Annotated in this window: 22 protein-coding genes; 6 read left to right on the top strand and 16 right to left on the bottom strand. The window is 57.7% G+C overall.

Annotated features, from left to right (window positions below):
* Nucleotides 1–29: 29 nt before the first annotated feature.
* The 4 genes from ACR0J8_RS05150 to ACR0J8_RS05135 form a co-directional block, all read right to left on the bottom strand.
* Entirely contained in the window at nucleotides 30–1,028 is a 999-nt protein-coding gene (locus ACR0J8_RS05150; RefSeq protein ID WP_480889026.1) for a GlxA family transcriptional regulator, read from the bottom strand.
* A gap of 14 nt (nucleotides 1,029–1,042) precedes the next feature.
* A complete protein-coding gene (locus tag ACR0J8_RS05145; RefSeq protein ID WP_480889024.1) occupies nucleotides 1,043–3,493 on the bottom strand; it encodes a GcvT family protein in 2,451 nt (816 codons plus the stop codon).
* A gap of 172 nt (nucleotides 3,494–3,665) precedes the next feature.
* Nucleotides 3,666–5,225, bottom strand: coding sequence for a trimethylamine methyltransferase family protein (locus ACR0J8_RS05140; RefSeq protein ID WP_171185215.1), 1,560 nt, complete (start codon nucleotides 5,223–5,225; stop codon nucleotides 3,666–3,668).
* 263 nt (nucleotides 5,226–5,488) lie between these two features.
* Complete coding sequence (locus ACR0J8_RS05135) at nucleotides 5,489–6,043, bottom strand: helix-turn-helix domain-containing protein (protein WP_010442713.1); 555 nt, start codon at nucleotides 6,041–6,043, stop codon at nucleotides 5,489–5,491.
* A 112-nt stretch (nucleotides 6,044–6,155) separates the two neighbouring features.
* On the opposite strand from ACR0J8_RS05135, the gene thrC reads away from it, so the two are divergent.
* From thrC to ACR0J8_RS05110, 5 genes are all read left to right on the top strand, one after another.
* Entirely contained in the window at nucleotides 6,156–7,565 is a 1,410-nt protein-coding gene (gene thrC, locus ACR0J8_RS05130) for a threonine synthase (protein WP_480889021.1), read from the top strand.
* Nucleotides 7,562–8,350: a hypothetical protein gene (locus ACR0J8_RS05125; RefSeq protein ID WP_480889019.1), complete on the top strand. Its 789-nt coding sequence runs from the start codon at nucleotides 7,562–7,564 to the stop codon at nucleotides 8,348–8,350. Before thrC ends, ACR0J8_RS05125 begins: the two co-directional genes overlap by 4 nt.
* 471 nt (nucleotides 8,351–8,821) lie before the next feature.
* Nucleotides 8,822–9,280 (top strand): (2Fe-2S)-binding protein, encoded by a 459-nt coding sequence (locus tag ACR0J8_RS05120; protein WP_480889017.1) that lies wholly within the window; start codon nucleotides 8,822–8,824, stop codon nucleotides 9,278–9,280.
* Nucleotides 9,281–9,283: 3 nt separating this feature from the next.
* Complete coding sequence (locus ACR0J8_RS05115; RefSeq protein WP_480889015.1) at nucleotides 9,284–11,431, top strand: xanthine dehydrogenase family protein molybdopterin-binding subunit; 2,148 nt, start codon at nucleotides 9,284–9,286, stop codon at nucleotides 11,429–11,431.
* Nucleotides 11,432–11,445: 14 nt separating this feature from the next.
* The gene (locus tag ACR0J8_RS05110) at nucleotides 11,446–12,069 is read left to right on the top strand and encodes an Isoquinoline 1-oxidoreductase subunit (RefSeq protein ID WP_449318336.1); all 624 of its coding nucleotides are present in this window, start codon (nucleotides 11,446–11,448) and stop codon (nucleotides 12,067–12,069) included.
* Between the two features lie 154 nt (nucleotides 12,070–12,223).
* On the opposite strand, the gene ACR0J8_RS05105 is transcribed toward ACR0J8_RS05110, so the two are convergent.
* The 12 genes from ACR0J8_RS05105 to ACR0J8_RS05050 all read right to left on the bottom strand — a co-directional run bounded on the left by ACR0J8_RS05105 (nucleotide 12,224) and on the right by ACR0J8_RS05050 (nucleotide 21,727).
* Nucleotides 12,224–12,946, bottom strand: a complete 723-nt coding sequence (locus ACR0J8_RS05105; RefSeq protein WP_480889013.1) for an HAD family hydrolase — start codon at nucleotides 12,944–12,946, stop codon at nucleotides 12,224–12,226.
* Nucleotides 12,943–13,932, bottom strand: coding sequence for a quinone oxidoreductase family protein (locus ACR0J8_RS05100; protein ID WP_170335140.1), 990 nt, complete (start codon nucleotides 13,930–13,932; stop codon nucleotides 12,943–12,945). The genes ACR0J8_RS05105 and ACR0J8_RS05100 overlap by 4 nt, the downstream gene beginning before the upstream one ends.
* A 40-nt stretch (nucleotides 13,933–13,972) precedes the next feature.
* Nucleotides 13,973–14,527 (bottom strand): hypothetical protein, encoded by a 555-nt coding sequence (locus tag ACR0J8_RS05095; RefSeq protein ID WP_449318334.1) that lies wholly within the window; start codon nucleotides 14,525–14,527, stop codon nucleotides 13,973–13,975.
* Entirely contained in the window at nucleotides 14,524–15,177 is a 654-nt protein-coding gene (locus ACR0J8_RS05090) for a DsbA family oxidoreductase (protein WP_480889011.1), read from the bottom strand. Before ACR0J8_RS05090 ends, ACR0J8_RS05095 begins: the two co-directional genes overlap by 4 nt.
* A 4-nt stretch (nucleotides 15,178–15,181) precedes the next feature.
* Complete coding sequence (locus ACR0J8_RS05085; RefSeq protein WP_480889009.1) at nucleotides 15,182–15,892, bottom strand: glutathione S-transferase family protein; 711 nt, start codon at nucleotides 15,890–15,892, stop codon at nucleotides 15,182–15,184.
* 10 nt (nucleotides 15,893–15,902) lie between these two features.
* The gene (locus tag ACR0J8_RS05080) at nucleotides 15,903–16,589 is read right to left on the bottom strand and encodes a glutathione S-transferase family protein (RefSeq protein WP_480889007.1); all 687 of its coding nucleotides are present in this window, start codon (nucleotides 16,587–16,589) and stop codon (nucleotides 15,903–15,905) included.
* A gap of 4 nt (nucleotides 16,590–16,593) precedes the next feature.
* Entirely contained in the window at nucleotides 16,594–17,310 is a 717-nt protein-coding gene (locus ACR0J8_RS05075) for a glutathione S-transferase family protein (protein WP_480889005.1), read from the bottom strand.
* Nucleotides 17,311–17,368: 58 nt separating this feature from the next.
* Nucleotides 17,369–18,172: an SDR family oxidoreductase gene (locus tag ACR0J8_RS05070; protein ID WP_480889003.1), complete on the bottom strand. Its 804-nt coding sequence runs from the start codon at nucleotides 18,170–18,172 to the stop codon at nucleotides 17,369–17,371.
* Nucleotides 18,173–18,187: 15 nt separating this feature from the next.
* On the bottom strand, nucleotides 18,188–18,541 hold the full coding sequence (locus ACR0J8_RS05065; RefSeq protein ID WP_480889001.1) for a cupin domain-containing protein: 354 nt from the start codon (nucleotides 18,539–18,541) through the stop codon (nucleotides 18,188–18,190).
* A gap of 42 nt (nucleotides 18,542–18,583) precedes the next feature.
* Nucleotides 18,584–19,195, bottom strand: coding sequence for an NAD(P)H-dependent oxidoreductase (locus ACR0J8_RS05060; protein ID WP_480888999.1), 612 nt, complete (start codon nucleotides 19,193–19,195; stop codon nucleotides 18,584–18,586).
* 392 nt (nucleotides 19,196–19,587) lie between these two features.
* Nucleotides 19,588–20,544: an ion transporter gene (locus ACR0J8_RS05055; protein ID WP_480888997.1), complete on the bottom strand. Its 957-nt coding sequence runs from the start codon at nucleotides 20,542–20,544 to the stop codon at nucleotides 19,588–19,590.
* Nucleotides 20,537–21,727 (bottom strand): low temperature requirement protein A, encoded by a 1,191-nt coding sequence (locus tag ACR0J8_RS05050; protein WP_171185230.1) that lies wholly within the window; start codon nucleotides 21,725–21,727, stop codon nucleotides 20,537–20,539. Before ACR0J8_RS05050 ends, ACR0J8_RS05055 begins: the two co-directional genes overlap by 8 nt.
* A 234-nt stretch (nucleotides 21,728–21,961) precedes the next feature.
* Here ACR0J8_RS05050 and ACR0J8_RS05045 point away from each other — a divergent pair, with 234 nt between their 5' ends.
* On the top strand, nucleotides 21,962–22,336 hold the full coding sequence (locus tag ACR0J8_RS05045; RefSeq protein ID WP_480888995.1) for a winged helix-turn-helix transcriptional regulator: 375 nt from the start codon (nucleotides 21,962–21,964) through the stop codon (nucleotides 22,334–22,336).
* Nucleotides 22,337–22,543: the final 207 nt, after the last annotated feature.

The following is a 22,543-nucleotide window of genomic DNA, read 5'->3' as shown; positions in this document are numbered from 1 at the left end:
TGAGTTGATTGCAACGCCGTTCTCCGAAGCTAGTGCGCAAGCACAACCTTTTCTTCTCGAGGCGCTATGCCGAAGTGCTTTCTGTAGTGTTTGGAGAACACGCTTTGTGTTGAGAATCCGCAGGCCGTAGCAACGTCGATCACGCGCATCTGGGTTTGCTGCAGCAATACGCGTGCCCTCTCGAGCCTTAGAACCATCATGTAGGTTTTTGGGGTCATTCCCAGATATCGGCTAAACAACCTTTCAAGTTGCCGTGTCGATATCCCAACCTGACGAGCGATAACCGACGGTGAAACAGGCTCTTCCCAGGTTTCCTGCATATAGCTCAGTGCTTTGGACAACTTTTCGTTCCGGTGTTTCGAACCGTAAAGGCTGGACATACTCTGACGACAATTTCCATCACGCATAGAGCCACAAAGGAGTTGGTCAGCGACCTGACTGGATGTTTCCGGGCCCGCCTTTTCGCGGATCACGGAAGAAAAAAGGTCCAGAGTAGCGGCTCCCCCCCCACAGGAGACGATGTTGGATGTCTCTTCAAAAATTGTGCAGGCAGGCTCCAGATCCAGATAGCCTTCCTCAAAGACAGGCTTCATTCTCCAGTGCGCGCTGATGCGCCCCTCGTTCGCTATGCCGATCCGGGCGAGAAACAGTGCGCCACCTCCCAGTCCGAAAAACCGTGCTCCAAGTCGTGCGGCTTGCCGTAGCCAGGCCGCAGTCTTCCCGGATTTGGGGTAGTCTTGGGAATTAAAGGCGCAGCAAACAACGATGCAATCCCCACGTCGTACATCAGGCAAGGCGCCATCGGCTGTCACTGTCAGCCCTGAAGAAGATTCTATGCTATCCCCTGTTTCGCTGGCTGTTTTCCATTGAAAGAAAGCCTTACCCAATGCTTCGTTGGCGGCGGCCAGAGAGTCGATACCGGATCCCAGTTCCAATGCAGAGAACCCGGGCATCAATAAGAATACGAAGCGGTTCACCTCAACAAGTTCACTTAGAACCACATCTATGTCTTTCTCTGGCCGCCCCATGGTTTTTCTCCTGATCAAGAACGCATGTTTGCGCCGTTGGCGTCGTAGATTGGTCCTGCCAGAACCAGCGCATCGTAGAAGTTGCCCAGAATTTCCACCTGAAGCGTCGTTCCCGGCGTTGCGAACTCGGCTGCGACGTAACCCATCGCCATCGACTTGCCGACATGGTGCGCATAGCCGCCCGAGCTGACGTAGCCGACCGGTTCACCATCTTTCAGGATCGCCTCGTCATGGGCCACGTCGATCCCCTCGACGTCGATGGTCATTGTCACCAACTTCTGCGAGACGCCTTCATCGCGGGCTTTCAGCGTTGCTTCTTTGCCGACGAAGTCCTTCTTCCAGTTGATGAAGTCATCCATGCCGGATTCGACAGCGTCGAAGTCGGGACGGTATTCCATCGTCCAGACACCCCAGCCCTTCTCGAGTCGCATCGACAGCAACGCACGCGCGCCGTACCAGCGATAGCCCAGATCGGCGCCGGCCTCTTCGATGGCGTCTGCCAGACGCATCAGGTATTGCGGTTTGCAATAGATTTCGTAGCCCAATTCGCCAGAGAAGCTGATCCGGTTGATGATCACCGGCACGCCGCCGACAAAGGTCTGGCGCAGGTCACGGAACTTGAAGGCTTCGGCTGAAACATCGTCACGGGTGATCCGGGCCAGCAGGTCCCGCGATTTCGGGCCGGACAGGGCAATCCCGTGCCAGTTGTCCGAAACGTTGGCATAAGAAATGCCTGCGGGCAGGTCTTTTTCGAACCAGCGGCGGTGTGCTTCCTGCATTGCGCCGGAACCGAACAGCATAAAGTGATCCTCGGCCAGGCAGGCAACCGTCAGATCGCCGTAAAGCTTGCCCTTGGGCGTCAGCATCGGCGTCAGCGCCAGGCGTCCGGGCTTGGGAACAAAGCCGGCTAGGATATGGTTCAGGTATTCGCGAACACCCTCACCCTTGAACTCATGCTTGGCAAAGTTGGCGATCTCAATGCCGCCGACAGCTTCGCGCACGGCCTTGATTTCCCGGGCGACATAGTCGTGCGACCGGTTGCGTTCAAAGGTTGGAACCTCGTGCGCATCTTCCGGGCCGTCGGCATACCAGAGTACGTTTTCGAGGCCGAAACCCTGATCCATCACCGCACCCTTGGCGATCATGCGATCATAAAGCGCGGTCGTCTTCTGCTTGCGGCCCTTGGGCAGGGTTTCGTTCGGGAAGGTCATCACGAACCGGCGTTCGTAGTTTTCCGACGACTTGATTGTGCCCCAGTCCGGTGTCGCGAATTCACCAAAACGCGCCACGTCCATCGCCCAGACATCGATGGATGGCTCGCCGTCGATCATCCATTCCGCAAGGGTTAGGCCCACGCCTCCGCCCTGGCAGAAGCCTGCCATGACACCAACCGCCACCCAGTAGTTCTTCATGCCCGGAACAGGACCGATCAGCGGGTTGCCATCAGGACCAAACGTGAACGGACCGTTGATCACATCCTTGATCCCGGCATTGGCCATGGCCGGAAGACGCTCGAACGCGGTTTCCAGACGATCCGCCACACGATCCAGATCCGGTGGCAGCAGTTCATGACCGAAGTCCCAAGGTGTCCCGCCGACTTTCCACGGGGTCGCCTGGGCCTCATAGGTACCCAGCAACATGCCCTGCCCTTCCTGACGGCAGTACACGTTGGCCTCAAAGTCGATGCCGTGCGGTAGCTGCTGACCAAAGTTCACGACCTCGTCCATGCGCTCGGTGATCAGGTAATGGTGCTCCATCGGCTGAACCGGCAGATGAAGGCCCGCCATATGGCCCACCTCACGCGCCCACAGACCGCCGCAGTTCACGACGTGCTCGGCATTGATCGTGCCTTTGGGGGTGACAATGTCCCAGCTGCCGTCGGGGCGCTGTGTCATATCGGTGGCGCCACAGTGGGTGAAATACTGGGCGCCATGCGCCTTGGCCGCCTTGGCAAAAGCGTAGGTCGTGCCAGACGGGTCCAGATGGCCGTCCTGCGCGTCCCACAGAACCGCGTGATAGTGGTCCGGATCGATCAGCGGATGACGCTCAGCCAGTTCCTTGGGCGAGATGAATTCCTGATCCAGGCCCATGTAACGCGCTTTCGAACGCTCGCCCTTCAGGTAGTCATACCATTCCTTGGTAGAAGCGGCGTAGAAGCCACCGGTCTGATGCAGACCAACAGATTGGCCGGACAGTTCTTCGATCTCTTTGTAAAGATTGATCGTATATGATTGCAGGCGCGAGATATTCGGATCCGAGCTGATGGTGTGGATACCGCCGGCCGCGTGCCAGGATGAGCCGGATGTCAGCTCGTCACGTTCAAGCAGGACCGCATCCTTCCAACCGAACTTGGCCAGGTGGAACAGGATCGAGCAACCAACAACGCCGCCGCCAATAACAACGACTTTGGCGTGCGACGGCAGTTTCTTTCCGCCTGTGGACTCGTCGGTCTGAATAGTAGGCATATTTCGTTTTTCCTCAGGAATTCAGCTTTCACTCTGACTGCATTTGGGTGCACACTCCTCGTTTTGACCCAAAGCATCTATCTCGGTGAAAAGGGGTTCTCTTCTTTGCAGTGGATTGCTGGTCGGCAGAACGATCCCGGTCATCGCGATCGTCCTGCCGAACCTGCAAATGTCAGAAATCCGTGGCAGCGCCACCCTCGGCCTTGCGTTTGGCAACAAAGGCGTCAAGCTCGTCTTTTATCGCCGGATCCAGGGCTGGGGCTTCGTAGGAGGCAAGGCGGTTTTTCCACTCTGCGTTGGCACGCTCGATCGCAATCGGCGATCCGGCCTCCTGCCAGGTCTCAAAGTTGCGCCAGTCACTCAGGATTGGCGAATAGAAGGCGTCGCGATAACGCGCCTGGGTGTGTTCAGTGCCAAAGAAGTGACCCGCTGGCCCGACCTCATTGATGGCTTCCAGCGCCAGGTCTTCCGGGCTGGTCGAAACCGGCTGAAGGAATTCCGTGATCATCTGCAGCAGGTCGATATCAAGCATCACCTTCTCATACGAGCAGCACAGCCCTCCTTCGAGCCACCCTGCCCCGTGCATCAGCATGTTGGCGCCGCCATTGATGGCACCCCAAAGCGAGAAGACCGCCTCGTATGCCGCTTGCGAGTCAACCGTATTGGCCGCGCACACATTCGAAGAGCGATACGGAATGCCGTAGCGCCGCGCCAGCTGTCCGCCGATATGCTGCGCTTTCATGTATTCCGGCGTACCAAACGCGGGCGAGCCGGTCTTCATATCCACGTTCGACGTGAAGCCGCCATACATCACCGGCGCGCCTGGCCGCACCATCTGGGTAAAGGCCACACCCGCCAGAGCTTCGGCGTTTTGCAGGGTTACGGCACCGGCAATCGTAACGGGCGCCATCGCCCCTGCCAGCGTGAAGGGTGTGATCACAACAGGCTGGCCCATCTCGGACAACGCCATCACGCCCTGCATCATCGGAATATCGAGCTGCAGAGGAGAGTTCGTGTTGATGATCGAGAACATGCAGGCCTGATCACGCATCTGGTCATGGGTCAGACCATGGGCAATCCGCGTCATCTCGATTGCATCGGAGACACGCTCCTCACCAAGTGAGTAGATGCAATAGGCCTTGTCGGTCAGCGTGATGTAATCCTGAATACAATCAAGATGGCGGATAGACGCGTGAATATCGACGGGTTCCACCGGATATCCACCTGTCACATGCAGAACATTGTGCATCTGGGCCAATCGCAGGAAGTTGCGAAAATCTTCCTGATTGCCCGCGCGCCGACCCCGATCCGTATCCGAGCAATTCGGCGCGCTTGCCATCATGTTGAATACAATGTTGTTTCCGCCCATGGTCACGTTGTGCTGGGCGTTTCGCGCGTGCAACATGAATTCAGACGGCACGCTTGCAATGGCTTCGTTGATCAAATCGGGATCGAAGCGCACACGCTCTTCACCGTCCCGGACATCGGCACCTGCCTTTTTCATCACGGCGCGCGCGTCATCATGCAACACGTCCAGACCGGTTTCTGAAAGCAGTTTCAGGGATGCCTGGTGAATATGCTCAACCTGATCATCAGAAATCAGCTCAACGGTCGGATAGGAACGCTTAAGCTGCGCGAACGGGCGCTGTACAATTGCCGGGGCTGGTGCCCCGCCATCACGGCGACGCCCTCGGCGTCCGCGCGCCTTTTGGGCCAGTTGATCAGTAGTCATCCGATAGTACCTTCATTGCCGGAGTTAAGCCTGAGAACGAGTGGTTTGGGCGTTACGCCTCAAGTCATTTACCGCTTAGGGCGGCAGGCAGAGAAACCTGACCGCGATTCGTCGCTCAATCCTGCGTGGGCCCGCGAACGGAAAAGTCCGCTATTACTTGGAGGTACCAGTTGCTGTTTCATTTTTGGTTTTCCAATATGCCGCACGAGATGCGGTATATTGGAATAATGCCATGATTCAGTCAATACGTTTTATAGGCCTTCTCAGACTGACGCTGTAGGTTCCTGATATTGAGTCGGCTGAGCCACGAGAAGGATGGCCTCCGTTTCTCCATCCGCCTCGTTGTTAATGCGATGATTGCAGTCACTGCGGTATCGCAATGTATCGCCTGCCTCAGCCCGAACAGTTCGTCCAGCGACCGTTACCGACAGTGAGCCGGACAGGCAGGTCAGGTGCTCGAAGGTTCCAGGCGCATGGGGCTTTGAATCAAGCTCTGCTCCGACCTTCATGAGAAGCCTGTGCCACTCTACGGGAAGAACAGTGCGTCGCGGGCTCAGCATATAAATCTCGCATTTACCGTCCGCACTTCGCTGCATCGGCGTGGAATAGTGATGAAGATGCTCGATTGGATCCTCGCCACCAGGCGTGCCCTCAAGCAAGCTAAGGTCAACGCCAAGTGCCTGAGAAAGGGCCCAGACTATTGAAAAGGTCGGGTTGGTGGCACCCCTCTCAATGGCGGATAGCATCGATCGGGACACCCCTGTACGCTCAGAGAGTCGCTCAAGGGTCAGGCCCAGCGATTTCCTGGCTTCCTTCATAATTTTCCCGATTTCAGGTGTAGGTGAAGGTGTGTTCATTCCGTAGTTCCATTATATTAGATTTTTGTTTACGAACGATAGAGGTCTTGCTAAATCCACAATATTAGAAATCTTGGAAAATGCCATGCTCTACTCAAGTACTCGCGGGAACGCACCCGCTCGATCTCTCCGAGAGTTGCTAAGCCGTGGAACTGCCGAAGATGGCGGTCTTTACGTGCCTGAGGCCTGGCCCGAACACACATCCAGCAAATTGGCCACGCTGGGCGGACGGGCCTACGACCAGATTGCATCGGATGTTCTGGCACTGTTTGGCGGAGCTGAGTGGCAACAGTGCAACTTCACCGCAGGCATAAGAAAAGCGCTGGCCGGTTTCGAACGCAATGATGGCCCACCCCTCTCTCGCCTGAATGACCAGCTGTGGAGCATGGAGCTTTTCCATGGCCCCACACTCGCTTTCAAGGACTACGCCCTCGCCCCTTTGGCGGAAGCGATCGATCGGGAACTCACAATCACTGACAAACGCGCGACCGTACTCTGCGCAACGTCGGGAGATACTGGCGCAGCCACCGCAAATGCCTTTGCGGGACGTTCGCGAGCCAATGCAGTAATTCTGTTTCCGGAGGGCCGCGTCTCTGATGTTCAACGCAAGCAGATGACCTGCCTGGGAGCCGCAAACGTTCAGGCAATTTCCGTTCGAGGCGACTTTGATGACTGCCAAAGCATAGTCAAAAACCTGTATCAAAGCGAAGTTGCCAAAGAATATAGCTATACGGCTGTGAATTCGATCAACCTGGCCCGGATCCTCCTTCAGACGTCCTACTACATTTACGCTTCGGTCAAAATCCACAACGATTACGGCCAACCCGTGAACTTTGCTGTCCCCAGCGGGAATTTTGGAAATGTCTTTGCGGGCTATATCGCGAAGCAAATGGGCGCTCCCATCGGGAAGTTGATCGTCACGTCGAACGAAAATGATGTCCTTCCCCGGCTGTTCGAGACTGGTATGATGTCGAAGGCAGAGACAATACCGACGATCTCGCCGAGCATGGATATTCAGGTTTCCAGCAACTTTGAACGAATGCTGTGGATTCTGAAGGGACGCGACGGGAACGCAACGCGTGACATGCAAACGCAGCTCGCTGAGAGGTCTTTTTACGAACTTTCGCAATCCGAGCATTCAAGACTGACCAAAGACTTCGACGCGATGAAGTGCGGCAAAGACGATGCCTTAAACACCATGCGCCAGATCCATAAGCAGTTCGGCAAGATCATTTGCCCACATTCGGCAACCGGCTACTTCGCGGCGGATCAGCTGAGGGCAACGCTTAACGGACCCATTGTTGTCGCTGAAACAGCCCATCCGGCAAAATTCCCGACGGCAGTTGAAGAAGCGCTTGGAACACTCCCAGAAACTCCGGCGCGGCTGGAAGACTTATTTGCCCGCGAAGAAGAGTTCGCAACTGTCGATCCGACGGTTGAAGCGGTGCAAAGTGTGATTGATGGAAAATTCGCAACACCATGAAGCTGACGTGTGTAACCCCGGAAGTTCAATCTCTTCTGAGTGAACCGCGTGACATCCTCCTGATCGGGATGTCGGGAATTGGAAAGACGCTCCTTTCGAGCTTTTTGAACCAATCCGGGGCGTGGCGCTATGTGTCGATAGACGCCCAAATCCAGGAGCAGTATTTGCGCAAGCAGATACTTGATGCATTCAATGCCGAGGTCAGCAAGGGAGCTATGCTGTCCAAGTTGCAGGAATTGGGCATACTCAACTTGGACGACGAATTGTGCAAGGACACTCTTGCGCCATTGACTTCCTATTTGGGGATGCCTGGAGACCCAGACAGAGGCGGGATTGAATTCAACGAATATGTGAAACGGCAGAACTTTCATAGGCAGGCTGAACTCACCGCAGTCGAAGACCTTCTTAGTCTGGATTCCAGTCAGCCAGTTCTGGTTGATTCAAGCGGGTCGTTCTGCGAATTGTTTGCGGCTGGTGACCCCACATTTTCAGCTTTGAAAGAAAGGTTCCTTGTCGTTTCGCTGAGGGAGAACGACGAACTCGTCCAGAACTTGATAGCGAGGTACGTTGAGAAACCAAAGCCAATCTACTATTCTCCGGACCTGCTTTCGGAATATTGGCGCGACTATACGGCAAAGGCTGGAGACCGGGATAAAGATGTCGACCCAAAGAAATTCGCGCTTTGGTCGTATCAGAAGCTAATTTCGGTCAGGCGAGATAAATTTGCGGCACTAGCTAAGCACAGCGACATATCTATTAGTGCCGCAGATTTGCGATACGCCTAAGTCTTCATCGACGAACCTGCTAACACCACCAAGACGACGCCTCTGTAGGGGCGATCCGCGCGCGGCACCCACAGGCAAGCGGACGCGCTCAGCGAGGCGCCTGCGCCCAAACGCAATCTGGAACGAGACCTAAGTGCGGCCGCAGTGTTTGACCCGGACCGATCTCCCAACTGGAAGCCAATGCTGGAAAAGCCTGCTTTGCGGTTGGAATCCGCCCAAACCGCCCACGTATGAGCCCGGATGCAACATGCACGAGAAGTTTGCCTGCCTCCAAGCGCCTAGCGGCATCGCTGCGATTACCCAATGAGCTTCGAACGCATAACTTCCGTCTTTAAGGTTACTAAAAGTATACTGGTTGATAGATTGCCCCTGCGAGATGTAGGTAACCACTAAAGGCGACCCCCCAGGCGCTGTAAACCTGAAGCTCTGCTGAAAATCTTGACGACAAGCCAAAAAGAGGACCTCCCCAAAATGACGGACCTGACCATCAACGGAAAGGACGTGTCGCTCGACGTACCGGGTGACACACCTTTGCTATGGGCGTTACGCGACAACCTGCGCCTGACCGGAACGAAATTTGGCTGCGGCGTGGCCCAGTGCGGTGCCTGCACCGTCATGGTCGATGGCATGCCGGTCCGCTCGTGCATCACCCCGGTCGAAGATCTGGAAGGCTCGGATGTGACAACGATCGAAGCGCTGGAAGGCCACGAGGCTGATGCGGTGCGCAAGGCCTGGGTTGATCTGGATGTGCCACAATGCGGGTACTGTCAGTCCGGTCAGATCATTGCCGCTGCTACATTGCTGACTGAGATTCCTCAGCCGACGGATGAAGATATCGATTTTGCGATGGCTGGAAACGCCTGCCGCTGCGCCACCTACGTGCGCATCCGCAAGGCGATCCACAATGCTGCCAAGATGCTGGAGGCCTGATCCATGACCGCATTCTCTCCCACCCGTCGCGGCTTTCTGGCCGGTGGTGCCGCGCTGATTATTGGGGCGCATCTGCCGATGGGCAACAAGATGGCCGCAAAAGCCGCGACCGGCCCCGTTGACCTCAACGCCTTTGTCCGCATCGGCGAAGACAACACGGTTACCGTTATCGTCAAACACATCGAATTCGGCCAAGGCCCATTCACCGGATTCGCCACTTTGGTAGCCGAAGAGTTGGACGCCGACTGGTCGCAGATGCGTGCCGAACATGCGCCTGCCGACACCGCTATCTATCAGAACTTTGCATTCGGCATTCAGGGCACCGGCGCTTCAACCGCCGTGCGCAACGCCTTTACCCAGATGCGCCAGGCCGGCGCTGCCGCCCGCGCCATGCTGGTTGATGCGGCTGCCCGTGAATGGGGTGTTTCGGCTGATGAGATCACCGTCGCAAACGGCGTGATCAGCCACACTGGCAGCGGCAAGACTGCGCAATTCGGTGAACTGGTCGCTGCGGCCAGCGAAAGCACACCTCCTGCCGAGCCCAAGCTGAAAGATCCGGCCAAGTTCAAACTGATCGGCAAGGAAGAAATCCGTCGTCTCGACAGCGCCATCAAGACCACGGGCGAGGCCCAGTTCACGCTGGACGTCTATCGCGACGGCATGCTGACGGTCGTCGTGGCGCATTCGCCCTGGATCAACGGAAAAGTTGCATCGGTGGACAGTTCGGCCGCTCTGGCGGTCGACGGCGTTGAAAAAGTAGAACAAATCCCGACCGGCGTCGCGGTCTATGCCAGAAACACTTATTCAGCCCTCAAGGGGCGCGATGCGCTGCTGATCGACTGGGACCTGAGCGAGGCGGAAACCCGCTCGGCCGACGAACAACTGGAAGAGGTCGCCGCGGCGGCTCGCGATGGTGAAGGCGCCGTCGCCGATACCTATGGCGACCTGAACGCGGCATTCGAAAACGCTGCTCAGGTGATCGAAGCCGAATACCGCCTGCCCTTCCTTGCCCACGCACCGCTCGAAGCTCTGGACGGTGTGATCGAGAACCGCGGCGACGCTGTGGAAATCTGGATGGGCAGCCAGATGCAGAGTGTCGACCAAATGGTCACCTCGGACATCTTCGGCATTCCGCTGGAAAATGTTGAGATCAACACCCTTCTGGGCGGCGGCAGCTTTGGACGGCGCGCGCAGTATGACGGGCAATTCGCGCAGGAACTGGCACATGTTGCCAAGGCCGGGGGCGAAGGCACTTATAAGCTGGTCTGGACTCGCAGCGATGACATTCAGGGCGGGTATTACCGGCCGCAGGTCGTTCACCGCCACCGTGCCGCACTGGACGAAACTGGCCGCATTATCGGATGGGACAACAAATTCGCCACCGAAAGCATCATGGGCGGTTCCGCCTTCGAGGCGGTAATCCAGAACGGCGTTGACCCGTTCTCGATCGAAGGTTCGGTCCACAAGCCCTATGATTTTGGTGCGTTCGAGGCGCGTTGGGTCCGCACCGACAGCAAGGTGCCGCATCTGTGGTGGCGCTCGGTCGGCCATTCGCACACTGCCTTCGCGAACGAAGTGTTCCTGGACGAGGTGCTGCAGGGCCAGGGCAAGGACCCGGTTCAGGGTCGCTTGGAGCTGCTGGGCGACAAGTCCCCGCGCGACCGCCGGGTGCTGGAGCGCGTCGCCGAGATGGCGAACTGGCAGGGCATTCAGGGCGCCGACGGCAAGGCCTATGGCGTTGCGCTGCATCCCAGCTATGACGCCCACTTCGCCTATATCGCCGAGGTCTCCGAGGTCGATGGCGAACCGCGCGTACACAAGGTCTGGGTCGCTGCCGACGTAGGCATTGCAATCAACCCGGATGTGGTCAAGGCACAGATCGAAGGCGGGCTAGGCTATGGCCTCAACGCAGCGCTGTTCAACGAGATCACCTTTGCCGAGGATGGCCGCATTGAGCAGGAAAACTTTGACACCTATCGCCTGCTGCGGATCAACGAAATGCCCGAGGTCGAAATTGATCTTGCGGTGAACACCGAAAAGCCCGGCGGCATTGGTGAGGCTGGTACCCCGCCCATCGCCCCCGCCGTCAGCAACGCCTGGCGTATCCTCAAGGGTGAGCCCGTCCGCCGCCTGCCGCTTGTGCGCGTTTGACAGGAGATCAAGCTATGAAATTCGACATTCGTGCCACGGCGCTGACCGCTGCAATCGCGCTGACCGGGCTGCTGCCCGGTGGCGCGGCGCAGGCCGAGGAAGTCAACGGCCTAAAAACCGCCGCGAGCTTTGAAAGCATCGAATCCGAGCAAGCCCGCTCGGTCGCGATCTTCGAGGAAATGGCCAAGGTCATCACTCATGCGCGCTGCGTCAACTGCCATCCGGTCACCGGTGGCCCGCTGCAAGGCGAAAACCAGAAACCGCACTCGCCGCCGATTCCGCGGACCGAGGACAATTTCGGTGTGGTCGCAATGCGCTGCACCACCTGTCACGGCGAGGAAAACCGCCCGTTTCTGGGTGAAACCGGCTCGGTGCCCGGCAACGGTCACTGGCAACTTGCCCCGCAGAGCATGGGTTGGGTCGGCCTGACCGTGCCCGAGATCTGCGCCCAGTTGAAAGACCCCGAACGCAATGGTGGCCGAACCCTCGAAGAGGTCGCGCATCATATGGGGCATGACACTCTGGTCGGCTGGGCCTGGACCCCCGGCGAAGGCCGCGAGCCCGCGCCCGGATCCTGGGAAGGGTTTTCGGAACTGGCCGTAAACTGGATCGAAACCGGCGCGGCCTGCCCGGGCTGAGGCGCGTTGATCTGACACGAAATAATCCGGAGGCTTCTGTTAAGCTGCCTCCGGTTCATCTATGGCCAGCACGGTCTGGATCGTGTTTCAAATAATCAAATTCCGGCTGTCGAACGCGGTTTGAACCGAAAACTGACATTCAGTTTTGCCCAACCTAAATCTGAAGGGCAGAGGCCAATTCAGTAAAGCTGTCCACTTCGATGTCATAAGTGCCGGTTTCACCCCGATCCGGCGTCTCGCAAGGCTTGTTGCCCCACTCCAGCGGTCGCCGAACCAGCGCCGTTCGGAACCCCACCTGACTTGCAGAGTCAAGGTCATAGGGGTGACACGCGACCATCAGGCATTGCTCGGGCTGCAGTTGCAAACGTTCAGCGGCCCGCCGATACGCCCTGGGCAGCAGTTTGTAGACGCCAAGCCCTTCGCAGGACAGGACCCCGTCCCAGACCAACCCGCTTCTGCGCGAGGTGTCGATAATCAACCGATAGGACAGCAGCGTGAACGAGGTCACGATGAACCGCTCGCGCAACGCTGCCAATCCGGGCCGCACGTCCGGCCAGGCGGCAAAACTATGCGGTGCATCCCACGAGATCGCGTGCCGGTCCTGCGCGTCGAAAGCATCCAGCCCTTCTTCGTCCAACAGGGCATCCAGACAAAAGCGGTGCGCGTCGTCGAAATTATATTCCGGCGGGCCGTTTTCACCTAGATTGAGCATCGCCTGCATTGTCCGGCGACGCAGGTCATTTGCTAGCGCGGCCCAGTCACGCCTGATGCCGTGACGTTGTCCTGCCGAGGCAAAGGCTTCGCGGAAGCCGCTGTGCCAATCAAGCACCGTGCCGCCGGTGTCAAATGTCAGCGCCTTGATGCCGGCAAGGCTCATGGGATCAGCACCGTTGCGCCCAGCGTTGTGCCGGATTCGATGGCTTCATGGGCCTTCACCGCATCCTTCAGCGCGTATTCATAGTTGATATTGGCATCCAGAATACCGTCACCGATGGCCTTGAACAGATCGCGCGCGGTCCATTCGAGGTCAGAACGTTTGGCGACGTAATGCATGATTGCCGGGCGCGTGATAAACAGCGACCCCCGGCGCCCGAGATCCTGGATCACGTCGATAGGTTCAGGCGGACCTGAGACATGACCATAGGCAGCGCAGACGCCCATCAATCGCAACGAGTCCAGCGAGTCTTGCAAGGTGTCTTTGCCGATCGCCTCGTACACCACGGCGCAGCCCTCGCCATCGGACACGTCGCGCACAACGTCCACAAAGCTCTGCTCTGAGCGCACGACCGGGTGGTCGCAACCCGCTGCACGTGCGACCTCGGCCTTTTCCGGTGTTGAAACAGTGCCCACAATGGTCGCCCCAAGGGCCTTGGCCCATTGGCACAGGATCAATCCCATACCGCCAGCGGCCGCATGAACGAGAATAGTGTCGCCGGGCTGCACCGCATACGTACGGTGCAACAGGTAGTGCGCGGTCATGCCTTTCATTAGCAAGGCCGCAACCTGCTTGTCGTCCAGCCGGTCCGGCAGGTGCAATAGCTTGTCAGCGGGATAGTTGCGAACCTCGGAGTAGCTGCCCAGGGGCGGGATGCCATAAGCGACACGGTCGCCAGTCTTGAACTCGGTCACACCCTCTCCGACACCTTCGACGATCCCAACGCCCTCGAAACCGATCACCACCGGTTCGTCTGGCACTGGCCACGGATGAGAGATGCCGGCGCGGTGGTAAGTGTCGGCGTAGTTAACGCCCACTGCTGTATGGCGCAGGCGTACCTCGCCCGGGGCCGGGTCGGGCACATGCCAGTCTTCCCATCGCATACAGCTGGGCGGTCCTTTCTTGTGGATCACTTGTGCTTTGCTCATCGTCCCCTCCTTCGATGTTAGTGTGTGATAGGTATGGGTTTCAGATTTTGAAAACATTCCTGAGCACCCGCAAATTCCCGGCAATTCGATTGCCTCCAAGGTCTTTGGCCAAACGTTGCAGAACATCCGGAAAACCATAATCCGGGATCGCGTTCTCTACTCTCGACACTTGTGCCTTGCTCAGCCCCTTGCGGATCATCCCTCCGGATGCGTCTATCCAGTCGCCCTTGCGGACAGCATTCACCACATCCGCGCCGGGGCCGGAATAAGGTGTGATCTTGTGGTGCCAGTGGATTGCGGCACGCAGAATCTCGGGATCGAGGCCAAGCCCAAGCTTTTCGTTGTCGCGCAGCGCCAGCGTCTGGGAAGGATCGAGATAGGCAAGATTCTTCTCAGTCCAGAGCCCGATGTCATGATAGACCAGCGCAGTTTCGACCATGGGGCGATGGACGCCCGCATTTCCAAGAAAATGCATGGCGTAAGTGATCACGCGATACACATGCCCCCGGTATGCCGGAAAATCGTCACCAATAGTGCCGCGATATGGGTCAAAGAGCCCTTCGACCCGATCGCAATAGCCTATGATTTCAATCATGCAGCGATTTCCTTAAGCTGCCTGAGGATATTGGCATAATTCCCTTCACCCTGTGCACCGGTGACAAGGTGCTGACGTTCAAAGATCATCGCAGGTACGCCCTGAACACCGCGGCTGGTCCAGAACTGTTCTTTCTCACGGACCTTTTCGGCACGTTCGCCGCTATCCAGCATCGCGCGGGCGGCATCGCGGTCCAGCCCAATCTGACCCGCAACCTCGACCAATACGTCAATATCCGCCACGTTTTTGCGCAGAGTAAAGAAAGCGGCGAACAGCGCCAGCTTGGCCTCATGCGCCTTGCCCTGCTCCTCGGCCCAGTCGATCAGCTGATGGGCGCGGAAGGTGTTGTACATGCGCATGTCGTCGGCATAGTTGAAGGTGAAGCCAAGCGCGGCCCCCATCTCGGTCAGACGCGCGCGCGCTTTGATCGAGCCTTCCAGCGTGGTGCCGTATTTAGCGGCAAGGTGTTCGCGCAAGTTCTCACCTTCCTGCACCATATGGGGGTTCAGTTCGAACGGGTGCCAGTGGATATCGACGTCGATGCCGGTCTCATGCACTGCACGGGCCAGTTGGTAATAGCCGATAGCGCACCATGGGCAAACAACGTCCGAGACGATGTCAACGCGGATGGGCTGGGTTTGGTCGGACATCGGGTCACTCCTTATAATTAGCGGCATTTGCGGCGGCAGCGGCCTCGGTGTCGACTGCGCCAAAGACGGATGGCCTGGGTTTCGGCAGTTGCAGCGCTGCCTGCGTGGCCGGGCGCGCATCGATCCGCGCAAACCAGCCGTTCAGGTTGTCCAGACCCGAGACATCAACCCCGGCCCAGAAGTGCGAGCGCGCCCAGGGATAGGTCGCAATATCGGCGATGGACATGGCATCGCCCACCAGCCAGTCACGCGCGTTCAGCCGGGAATCCAAAACCTCGAGCAGGCGGCGGGATTCATCGACGTAACGCTTGATGGCAAAAGGGTCGTCATGACCGTTGGGCCGCGCGATACGCTGGAAGAACATCGCCTGCCCCATCATCGGCCCGATGCCGCTCATCTGGAACATCAGCCACTGGATCGTCTCGGACCGCTCCCTGGGATCATGGCTCAGGAACTGGTCGTATTTCTCGGCCAGATAAAGCAGGATCGCACCGCTTTCGAACACCGCAAAATCGTTGTTGCCACGATCAACGATGGTTGGGATGCGTCCGTTTGGATTCAGCGTCAGATAATCCGGCGCCTTCTGTTCCTTTTTCGAAAAATCGACCGGCACCAGTTCATAGGGCAGATCAGCCTCGTGGAGGAAGATCAGTGGCTTCCACCCATTCATCGTAGGGGCGGTATAAAGCAGAATATCGGGCCGGTCGGTCTTCAAGAATTCAACCTCACACGGTGGCGCCGTATCGCGAGCGAGCCCAGCGGACGACGTCTGTCCCCTCTTCGCTGTCGATGACGCGGGCATATCCCGGTTGGGCAAAGCACCGGTTAAGCCAGCGTTGAATCGAGGGCCAGCGTTCAGCATCCAGCGCGAACCCGGCCAGTTCCGCCCCGCGCAGCCAGCTTGACATAGCGATATCGGCAACGCTGAACGACCCAGCGGCGTAGTCGCTGTCGCCCAGCAGATTGCTGATGGCGTCCAGCAATTGCGGCGCGTAGTCGGTCATGGCCTGTGCAACCATATCCTCTTTTCCGTGATCCTTGCCGAAGTAATACGGTACCACGATCCGCTGGCCGAACATCATGCCGCCAAGGACCTGCGCCATCTGGCTGTCGGCGAACTGCTGTATCTGCAGCGCCCGTTGGCGCAGCTCCGGTTGTGGTGGGATAAGACCGGGCAAATGCACGGTCTCTTCCGCCCAGGCGACGATATCCGCGCTTTCAGGGATAGGTGCCTGCCCCTCACCGGGCAGCAGAACCGGCACGGTTCCAGCCGGGTTGATCGGCAGAACCTTTTCCCGATTGGTGTAGGGTACGACCGGGTCCAGATCGTATCCGATGCCTTTCTGCTCAAGCGCTACCCGAACCTTGCGGACAAAGGGCGACACCGGATAGCCGACAAGTTTCACAGTCATCGCTTCAGGCCTTTTTCACGTCGCCGGCGAAGCGCGCGGCGTTTTCGGCGGCAAAGGCCCCGTCATCTGCGTTTTCGTCCCAGAATTGCGGCTGCGCCTTGGGGATGGTCAGCGCCTTCTGCACGGCCGGGCGCGCGTCGATCCGGTCGAACCAGGCCTTGAGGTTCGGCAGATCGTCAACCTCGACCCGTGCCCAGGGGTAAGCCCGCGCCCAGGGGTAGATCATCATATCGACGATGGAGTAGTCGCCCACGATATAGTCACGCCCGTCCAACTGGGTGTTCAGAACTTCCATCAGGCGGCGGGATTCCTCGACATAACGCTTGATCGAGAACGGCTCCTCATGCCCGTTGGGCGCTGCGATACGCTGGAAGTACATCGCCTGCCCCATCATCGGACCCACATGGCCGACCTGAAAGAACAGCCATTGCAGCGTTTGCGACCGGGTAAGCGGATCGTCTGACAGGAACTTGCCGTATTTCTCGGCCAGATGCCAAAGGATTGCGCCGGATTCGAAAATGGCCCGCCCCTCGGCCCGGTCATAGATCGTGGGGATCTTGCCGTTCGGGTTCAGCTTGAGGAACTCGGGGGCCTTCTGTTCCTGTTTCGAAAAATCAATGAAGGTCAGGTCATAGGGTACACCGGCTTCTTCCAGAAAAATGACCGGTTTGTAACCGTTCATGGTGGCGGCGGTGTAAAGGTGAATGTCCGGTTGGCTCATGGATATCTCCTCAGGGGCAAAGTTCGGGCCCGCGCGGTGTCGCGCAGGCCCGGTTGGTTCAGATTTCCAGCGTCCAGTATTTCTGCTGGTAGTCCAGCACGTCCTTGATCGCCTCTTCCGGGAATACCGTGCGGAACTTGTGGTTATCGGCAGCAATGACCTCGGCCATTTTGTCGATCATCGGCTGCGGGTCCATCTGTAGCTCGTCGCCGGCGATCAGGTCGCGGACCTTGCGGATCGCTTCCGGCGGCGTAATGCTGGTCGCCGGATCGTACCACTCGTCCATCTTGTCATACATCCGGTCATTGAACCCGGTTCGGTACGCGCCCGGATTGAGGGTCGCGACTTGAACACCCATCGGTTCCAGTTCCTCGCGCATCAGTTCCGCGATGGCCTCCAGCGCGTGTTTGGACGCGGTATAGGGGGCCAGATAGGGGAAGGTCAGGAACCCGGCGATCGACGAGACGAACACCACCTTGCCGCGGCCACCCCGGGCAAAAGCCTGCGCATAGGGCTGCACGAATTCGACGGTCGAGAACACATTGGTTTCGAACACGTTCCGGATGCGGTTCACGTCAACCTCAGCAATCGGTCCGGTATCTCCGATGGCGGCGTTTGCCACCACGACATCCACATCGGCACCGAAGCGGTCAAAGGCGGCCTGGCGGTCCTCGGCGCTGGTAATGTCCAGCTTGACTGTTTCCAGCGTCAGACCCAGCGCGTCCGCTTCTGCCTTGAGTGTTTCCGCCCCTTCCGCGCCGTGGGTCGTCGCGATCACGCGATGGCCCTGTTTCGCCAGTTCAAACGCCGCACCTTTGCCAAGCCCGGTGCCCGCACCCGTGATCAGGATAGTTTTGCTCATTTATCGCTCCTCGCCTCAGTCCTGCAGTTCCACGTCGTTGTCCAGACGCTCGAACAGCACGGCCTCAACCATAGTGGTTCCGACATTGCTGACCTGATGGGTCCAGGGGCCGTTATGCATGTAATCGCCATCCGCCACCTCTTTCACGACGGTCGAGCCGTCTTCGAGTTTGATGGATAGTGTGCCGCCCTTGATGAAATAGACGATTTCCTCGGGGTGGCGGTGCGGCTCATCCGTCGCACCAGGGGGCATTTTCATGCGGACCAGACGCGTGATGCCGGTGTTCACCAGCTCTTCATACATGTCGGGCGATGCCTCGTCGGCCAGCGGTGCACGCTGGCCTTCGGTAATCAGGGGAGAGTTGCTCATCTCATGAGCCTCCATTTTTGGAATGATTTCCGCAGGCGCGGATCAGGCTACTTCCGATACAGAGTTGGCACCGAAGACACGGGCCAGATGCGCGTCAAAGCGGGCGAAATCCGATTCCGCATCGGCGTTCTTCATCACATCAAAGGCGCCATAGGTCGGCAGCGGCGACATGCCAAAGAACTTGGCGTTCAAGTGCATCGGGCGCAGCAGATCGTCCAGCGATGCGCCTTCAAAGAACGGCTCGGCGGGGTTGTCGAAGGATTCGGCTGGTGCGTTCAACGTGACGGACAGCATGTAGTTGGTGCCGGTCAGGGCGCCGCCCATACCGTAGTTTTCTTTCGGGGCTTCAGCCACGCGGCCATCACCATTGGTCAGACGACCATCCATGCCGACCGTGTAAACCTCGTCCATGTACTTCTTGAACGACCACGGGACACCCATCCAGTTTACCGGGAACTGCATGATAACGGTGTCGGCCCATTGGTGGTTGGCGATTTCCTGCTCGACGTCATAACCTTCGGCGATCTTTGTCACACGCACGTCATGTCCGGCGGCTTTCAGGAACTCGGCTGCCCGGTTAATCAGCGCTGCGTTCAGCTCACCCTTGGCGAAGGGATAAGGCTGGTGGCCGTTCAGAATAAAAATGTTGCTCATGGTCTCGTCCTTGCGGTTTTCAGTGATTCAGCGGCCTTTCCGCCGTTCAGGTGGCAACTTGCTCACTGTGGAGGAAAAGACAATTAGTATACTTTTTGTAACCTACTACTTGGGTAGCCCTGCGACCCACTCGCTTGCGTGCAAGGGAGCCGCCAATAACCTCAATGATCCCGGACCGCACGCTAATCAGCGTTTGAATTGAAAAGATCGAAAAACCCCTGAAACCAACGTATTCCTGCCCCAGGAACACACCGCCCGTATGGCGCAGCCTGCGACCGCAAAACACGCTTCGAGCCTATATCGTTCTGTATGATTGGGCCACGAAAGGTCAGGCCATGCATTTTGGATTGATCGAATATGCCTCATCGTCATAGCGGCGGGAAGTGTGGCACTCACAAAGGTTCGGAGAGTACTTTACCGCAATGAGGGCAATGTCCCCGTCTGGCTTCAGTTTCAGCGTGGATGCGATCCCGGATCTGATCTGCAGCCCGGCGTGACAGGCCCAGTTGCTTGCGCAGCGCCTCGATCTCGGCCTCTTCGGCCTCACAGATCGTGCCATCCTCCAACGCTTTGCGGAATTCGCGCTCCAGACTGGCACGCCGACGGTGCAATTGATCGTTGAGACCGCTGGCGATGATACCGGCAGGCAAGGCAGCCATTCCGATGCCGATGACCGTGATAACAGCTCCGAACATCTTTCCGGCCACCGTCACAGGCGTCACGTCGCCATATCCTACGGTCGTCAACGTCGCCATCGCCCACCACATGGCCGCCGGGATCGAGCCGAACGCGTCGGGCTGAACTTCGTGCTCGGCCAGCCAGGCGCCGCTGGCGGCAAAGATCAGCATTACCATCAGGATGAAAAACCCGGCAAAGAAAGCGCCTGCCTCTTCCTCGAACACGGCAAGCAACATGCCAAGCGCGGGTGAATACCGGGTAAGCTTGAGCAGGCGCAGCATCCGGAACGCGCGCAGAATGCGCAGATCGATGGGAATGAACAGGTGCAGCAGAGCGGGCAATATCGCCAGCAGGTCGATCAGTGCCAATGGAGACGTCGCCCAGGACAGCCTGGACTCATATTCAGGATTTTCCGGCGCTGCCCACAGTCTTGCCGCGTATTCCACAACGAACACGGTCAGCGAGAAGCTTTCGAACAGCTCAAACGCTGCATTCCATTCGAAATAGATGGAATCTACCGTTTCCAGAATGACCGCCGCGACATTCAGCGTAATCAGGACGATCAGGGCAATGTCCAGAAACCGGGGGCCGTCTGCGTCCCGGTTGGGACGCTCCAGCCACCAATAGACCCCGGCGCGCAGACTTTTCAGGTCCTGTACAAAGCTACTCATGGCGGAATGTCAGCCAGGCCCGGGAAACGGGCACAACAATCTGCGACAGCAGCGCCGTGCCCCAGATCAGGTTGGCCACCAGAGCCGGGACGTGCGGAACAATGAAGAAACAGGCGATTGCCAACACAATGCCAAACAGGCGCACATCCCCTCGTCCGAAGTCGGAGGCAACACGATGCTCAATGATTGACCTCAGCACCCAGAGCATGGCGATATAGCCTGCGAGGCCGAAACATCCGATGGCGGCGTATTCGGTCGGATAAGGATCCCAGAATCCGATTTTGACCTCTGCGGCCAGTGCCACACCGACCAACACACCGCATACCATCAGAACAAGATGGGCCAACCACCAGATCACCAGGGTCGCGGGTTTCCTGTCCTTCGGCTTGGCATTGCCGGCAAAGTCGAAATAGATCCAGCACATGACAAACATCGACACTCCACCGATGACGAAATTGACCAGAACGTCCGGGGATACCTTGTAGATGCCCTTTTCCGACAGTGTGACGACGAGCTTGAAGAACCCCTCGCCCAGCACGATCAGTGTCAGCAGTGCAAAACGCTCGGACATATGCCCCAGTCGTGGCGCGAACCGCTCAAACCGCAGGACAGATATGCCCGGGATCATGTAGATCGCCTGTGTTGCCACCATTGCGATGCCAAACGCCCAATAGGCCAGCGGTTTCGGCAAAAATGCGATGATGGCAAAAACGATGGCGAAGAACGAGAAGTTACGGACTTTCTCGGACGTCATTGAGCGACCGGTAATATTCACCCGCCGCGCCCTGAAATACAGCGCCGCCAACATGGCCCGGTTGGCCGCAAAACCTAGTACGAAGAATGTCCAGCCTTTTCCTTCGATGGCCGGAATGGACGCCGCCATGAACATCACCGTACAGATCATCACGCACATGATCACACGGTGCCAGACATCGGTGCTCACATAGATCGAGTTGAAGATGCTAAGCTCGCCCCACGCGTACCAAAGTGCAATGAACACCCCCGTAAACACCAGGAATCCGTGCCAATCCAGGTGATGCGAGAGGTAGTTCCCAAGCAGGAATATGGTCACGACGTGAATCAGGTCATAGAATAGCTCGGCCCAGTGAACATGTTCATGCGCGTGGTCGAGGTCGTGATGATGCTGCGGCTTGCGCCACATCGGGTGGTCTTGCAGTGCCATGAGGGTGTCATTCTTTCTTCTGGGATCTTTCCGCGCGCCGCACGGGACATATTTGCTTGTAGCCCGAAAGCTTCGATTTAATTGTCATCGGTGCCGGTGCTTTCCACACCCTCCATCGCTGCTTCCCTGAATTACTTGACATGCTGGCGGTTTGCGGCCACTTAAGTTAGTAGGGGCAATAGATCAACTAGTATACTTTAGGTAACCTACTCTTGAAATAAATGGAGGCGACAGATGCGAGCACGCGTGGAACAAGACGAAAAAGGCCGTCGCACCGCACATGATGCATGTGTCGAGCCGTGCGCAATTGAACGTGGCATGCGGATTATTGGTGGCAAATGGACCGGCTCTATCCTGTGGCACCTGAAGGACGAGCCCGTTCGCTTCAATGACTTGGCGCGCATGGTCGGCGGCGCCAGCAAAAAGATGATCACAGAACGACTGCGTCAATTGGAATCTCAGGGCCTGGTCCAGCGTCAGGTTCTCGACACAGCACCGGTATCGGTCCAGTATGAGATTACCGAGCTTGGCTGCACTGCTCTGGGTTTCCTCGACGAATTGCGCAAATGGAGCGAAGGCTTGCCAAAGAGTGTCACTATTGACGCCTGATCAATTGCAACGACTGAAACCGAACTCCATTCCACCTATACGTCCGGTGCCCGAACGGGCTGCGACGGCAGATTTGGCGCGAGTTTATGATCGCACCAAACGCGGCTTCGGCGTACCTGTCTTAGCCCCGTAAAACTGTGCCACTATTTTGGTGTCACGGAAGGGATGATGGATGGCTCGGAAGCGGTATTCGGATGAAGATGCGTT

The sequence above is a fragment of the Ruegeria sp. N11 genome (genome assembly GCF_056531525.1).
Note: the sequence above shows the minus strand (reverse complement) of the source record. Positions and strands in the feature narration are given on the sequence as shown.

Bases quoted from the DNA above. Each gene is read 5' to 3' on its own strand.
- ACR0J8_RS05125 (WP_480889019.1), top strand. From the start codon at position 7,562: ATGAAGCTGACGTGTGTAACCCCGGAAGTTCAATCTCTTCTGAGTGAA.
- ACR0J8_RS05090 (WP_480889011.1), bottom strand. From the start codon at position 15,177: ATGTCCGACCAAACCCAGCCCATCCGCGTTGACATCGTCTCGGACGTT.
- ACR0J8_RS05135 (WP_010442713.1), bottom strand. From the start codon at position 6,043: ATGAAGGAAGCCAGGAAATCGCTGGGCCTGACCCTTGAGCGACTCTCT.
- ACR0J8_RS05045 (WP_480888995.1), top strand. From the start codon at position 21,962: ATGCGAGCACGCGTGGAACAAGACGAAAAAGGCCGTCGCACCGCACAT.
- ACR0J8_RS05095 (WP_449318334.1), bottom strand. From the start codon at position 14,527: ATGATTGAAATCATAGGCTATTGCGATCGGGTCGAAGGGCTCTTTGAC.
- ACR0J8_RS05105 (WP_480889013.1), bottom strand. From the start codon at position 12,946: ATGAGCCTTGCCGGCATCAAGGCGCTGACATTTGACACCGGCGGCACG.
- ACR0J8_RS05070 (WP_480889003.1), bottom strand. From the start codon at position 18,172: ATGAGCAAAACTATCCTGATCACGGGTGCGGGCACCGGGCTTGGCAAA.
- ACR0J8_RS05140 (WP_171185215.1), bottom strand. From the start codon at position 5,225: ATGACTACTGATCAACTGGCCCAAAAGGCGCGCGGACGCCGAGGGCGT.
- ACR0J8_RS05115 (WP_480889015.1), top strand. From the start codon at position 9,284: ATGACCGCATTCTCTCCCACCCGTCGCGGCTTTCTGGCCGGTGGTGCC.
- ACR0J8_RS05055 (WP_480888997.1), bottom strand. From the start codon at position 20,544: ATGAGTAGCTTTGTACAGGACCTGAAAAGTCTGCGCGCCGGGGTCTAT.
- ACR0J8_RS05080 (WP_480889007.1), bottom strand. From the start codon at position 16,589: ATGACTGTGAAACTTGTCGGCTATCCGGTGTCGCCCTTTGTCCGCAAG.
- ACR0J8_RS05110 (WP_449318336.1), top strand. From the start codon at position 11,446: ATGAAATTCGACATTCGTGCCACGGCGCTGACCGCTGCAATCGCGCTG.
- ACR0J8_RS05100 (WP_170335140.1), bottom strand. From the start codon at position 13,932: ATGAGCAAAGCACAAGTGATCCACAAGAAAGGACCGCCCAGCTGTATG.
- ACR0J8_RS05050 (WP_171185230.1), bottom strand. From the start codon at position 21,727: ATGGCACTGCAAGACCACCCGATGTGGCGCAAGCCGCAGCATCATCAC.
- ACR0J8_RS05120 (WP_480889017.1), top strand. From the start codon at position 8,822: ATGACGGACCTGACCATCAACGGAAAGGACGTGTCGCTCGACGTACCG.
- ACR0J8_RS05060 (WP_480888999.1), bottom strand. From the start codon at position 19,195: ATGAGCAACATTTTTATTCTGAACGGCCACCAGCCTTATCCCTTCGCC.
- ACR0J8_RS05150 (WP_480889026.1), bottom strand. From the start codon at position 1,028: ATGGGGCGGCCAGAGAAAGACATAGATGTGGTTCTAAGTGAACTTGTT.
- ACR0J8_RS05065 (WP_480889001.1), bottom strand. From the start codon at position 18,541: ATGAGCAACTCTCCCCTGATTACCGAAGGCCAGCGTGCACCGCTGGCC.
- ACR0J8_RS05145 (WP_480889024.1), bottom strand. From the start codon at position 3,493: ATGCCTACTATTCAGACCGACGAGTCCACAGGCGGAAAGAAACTGCCG.
- ACR0J8_RS05075 (WP_480889005.1), bottom strand. From the start codon at position 17,310: ATGAGCCAACCGGACATTCACCTTTACACCGCCGCCACCATGAACGGT.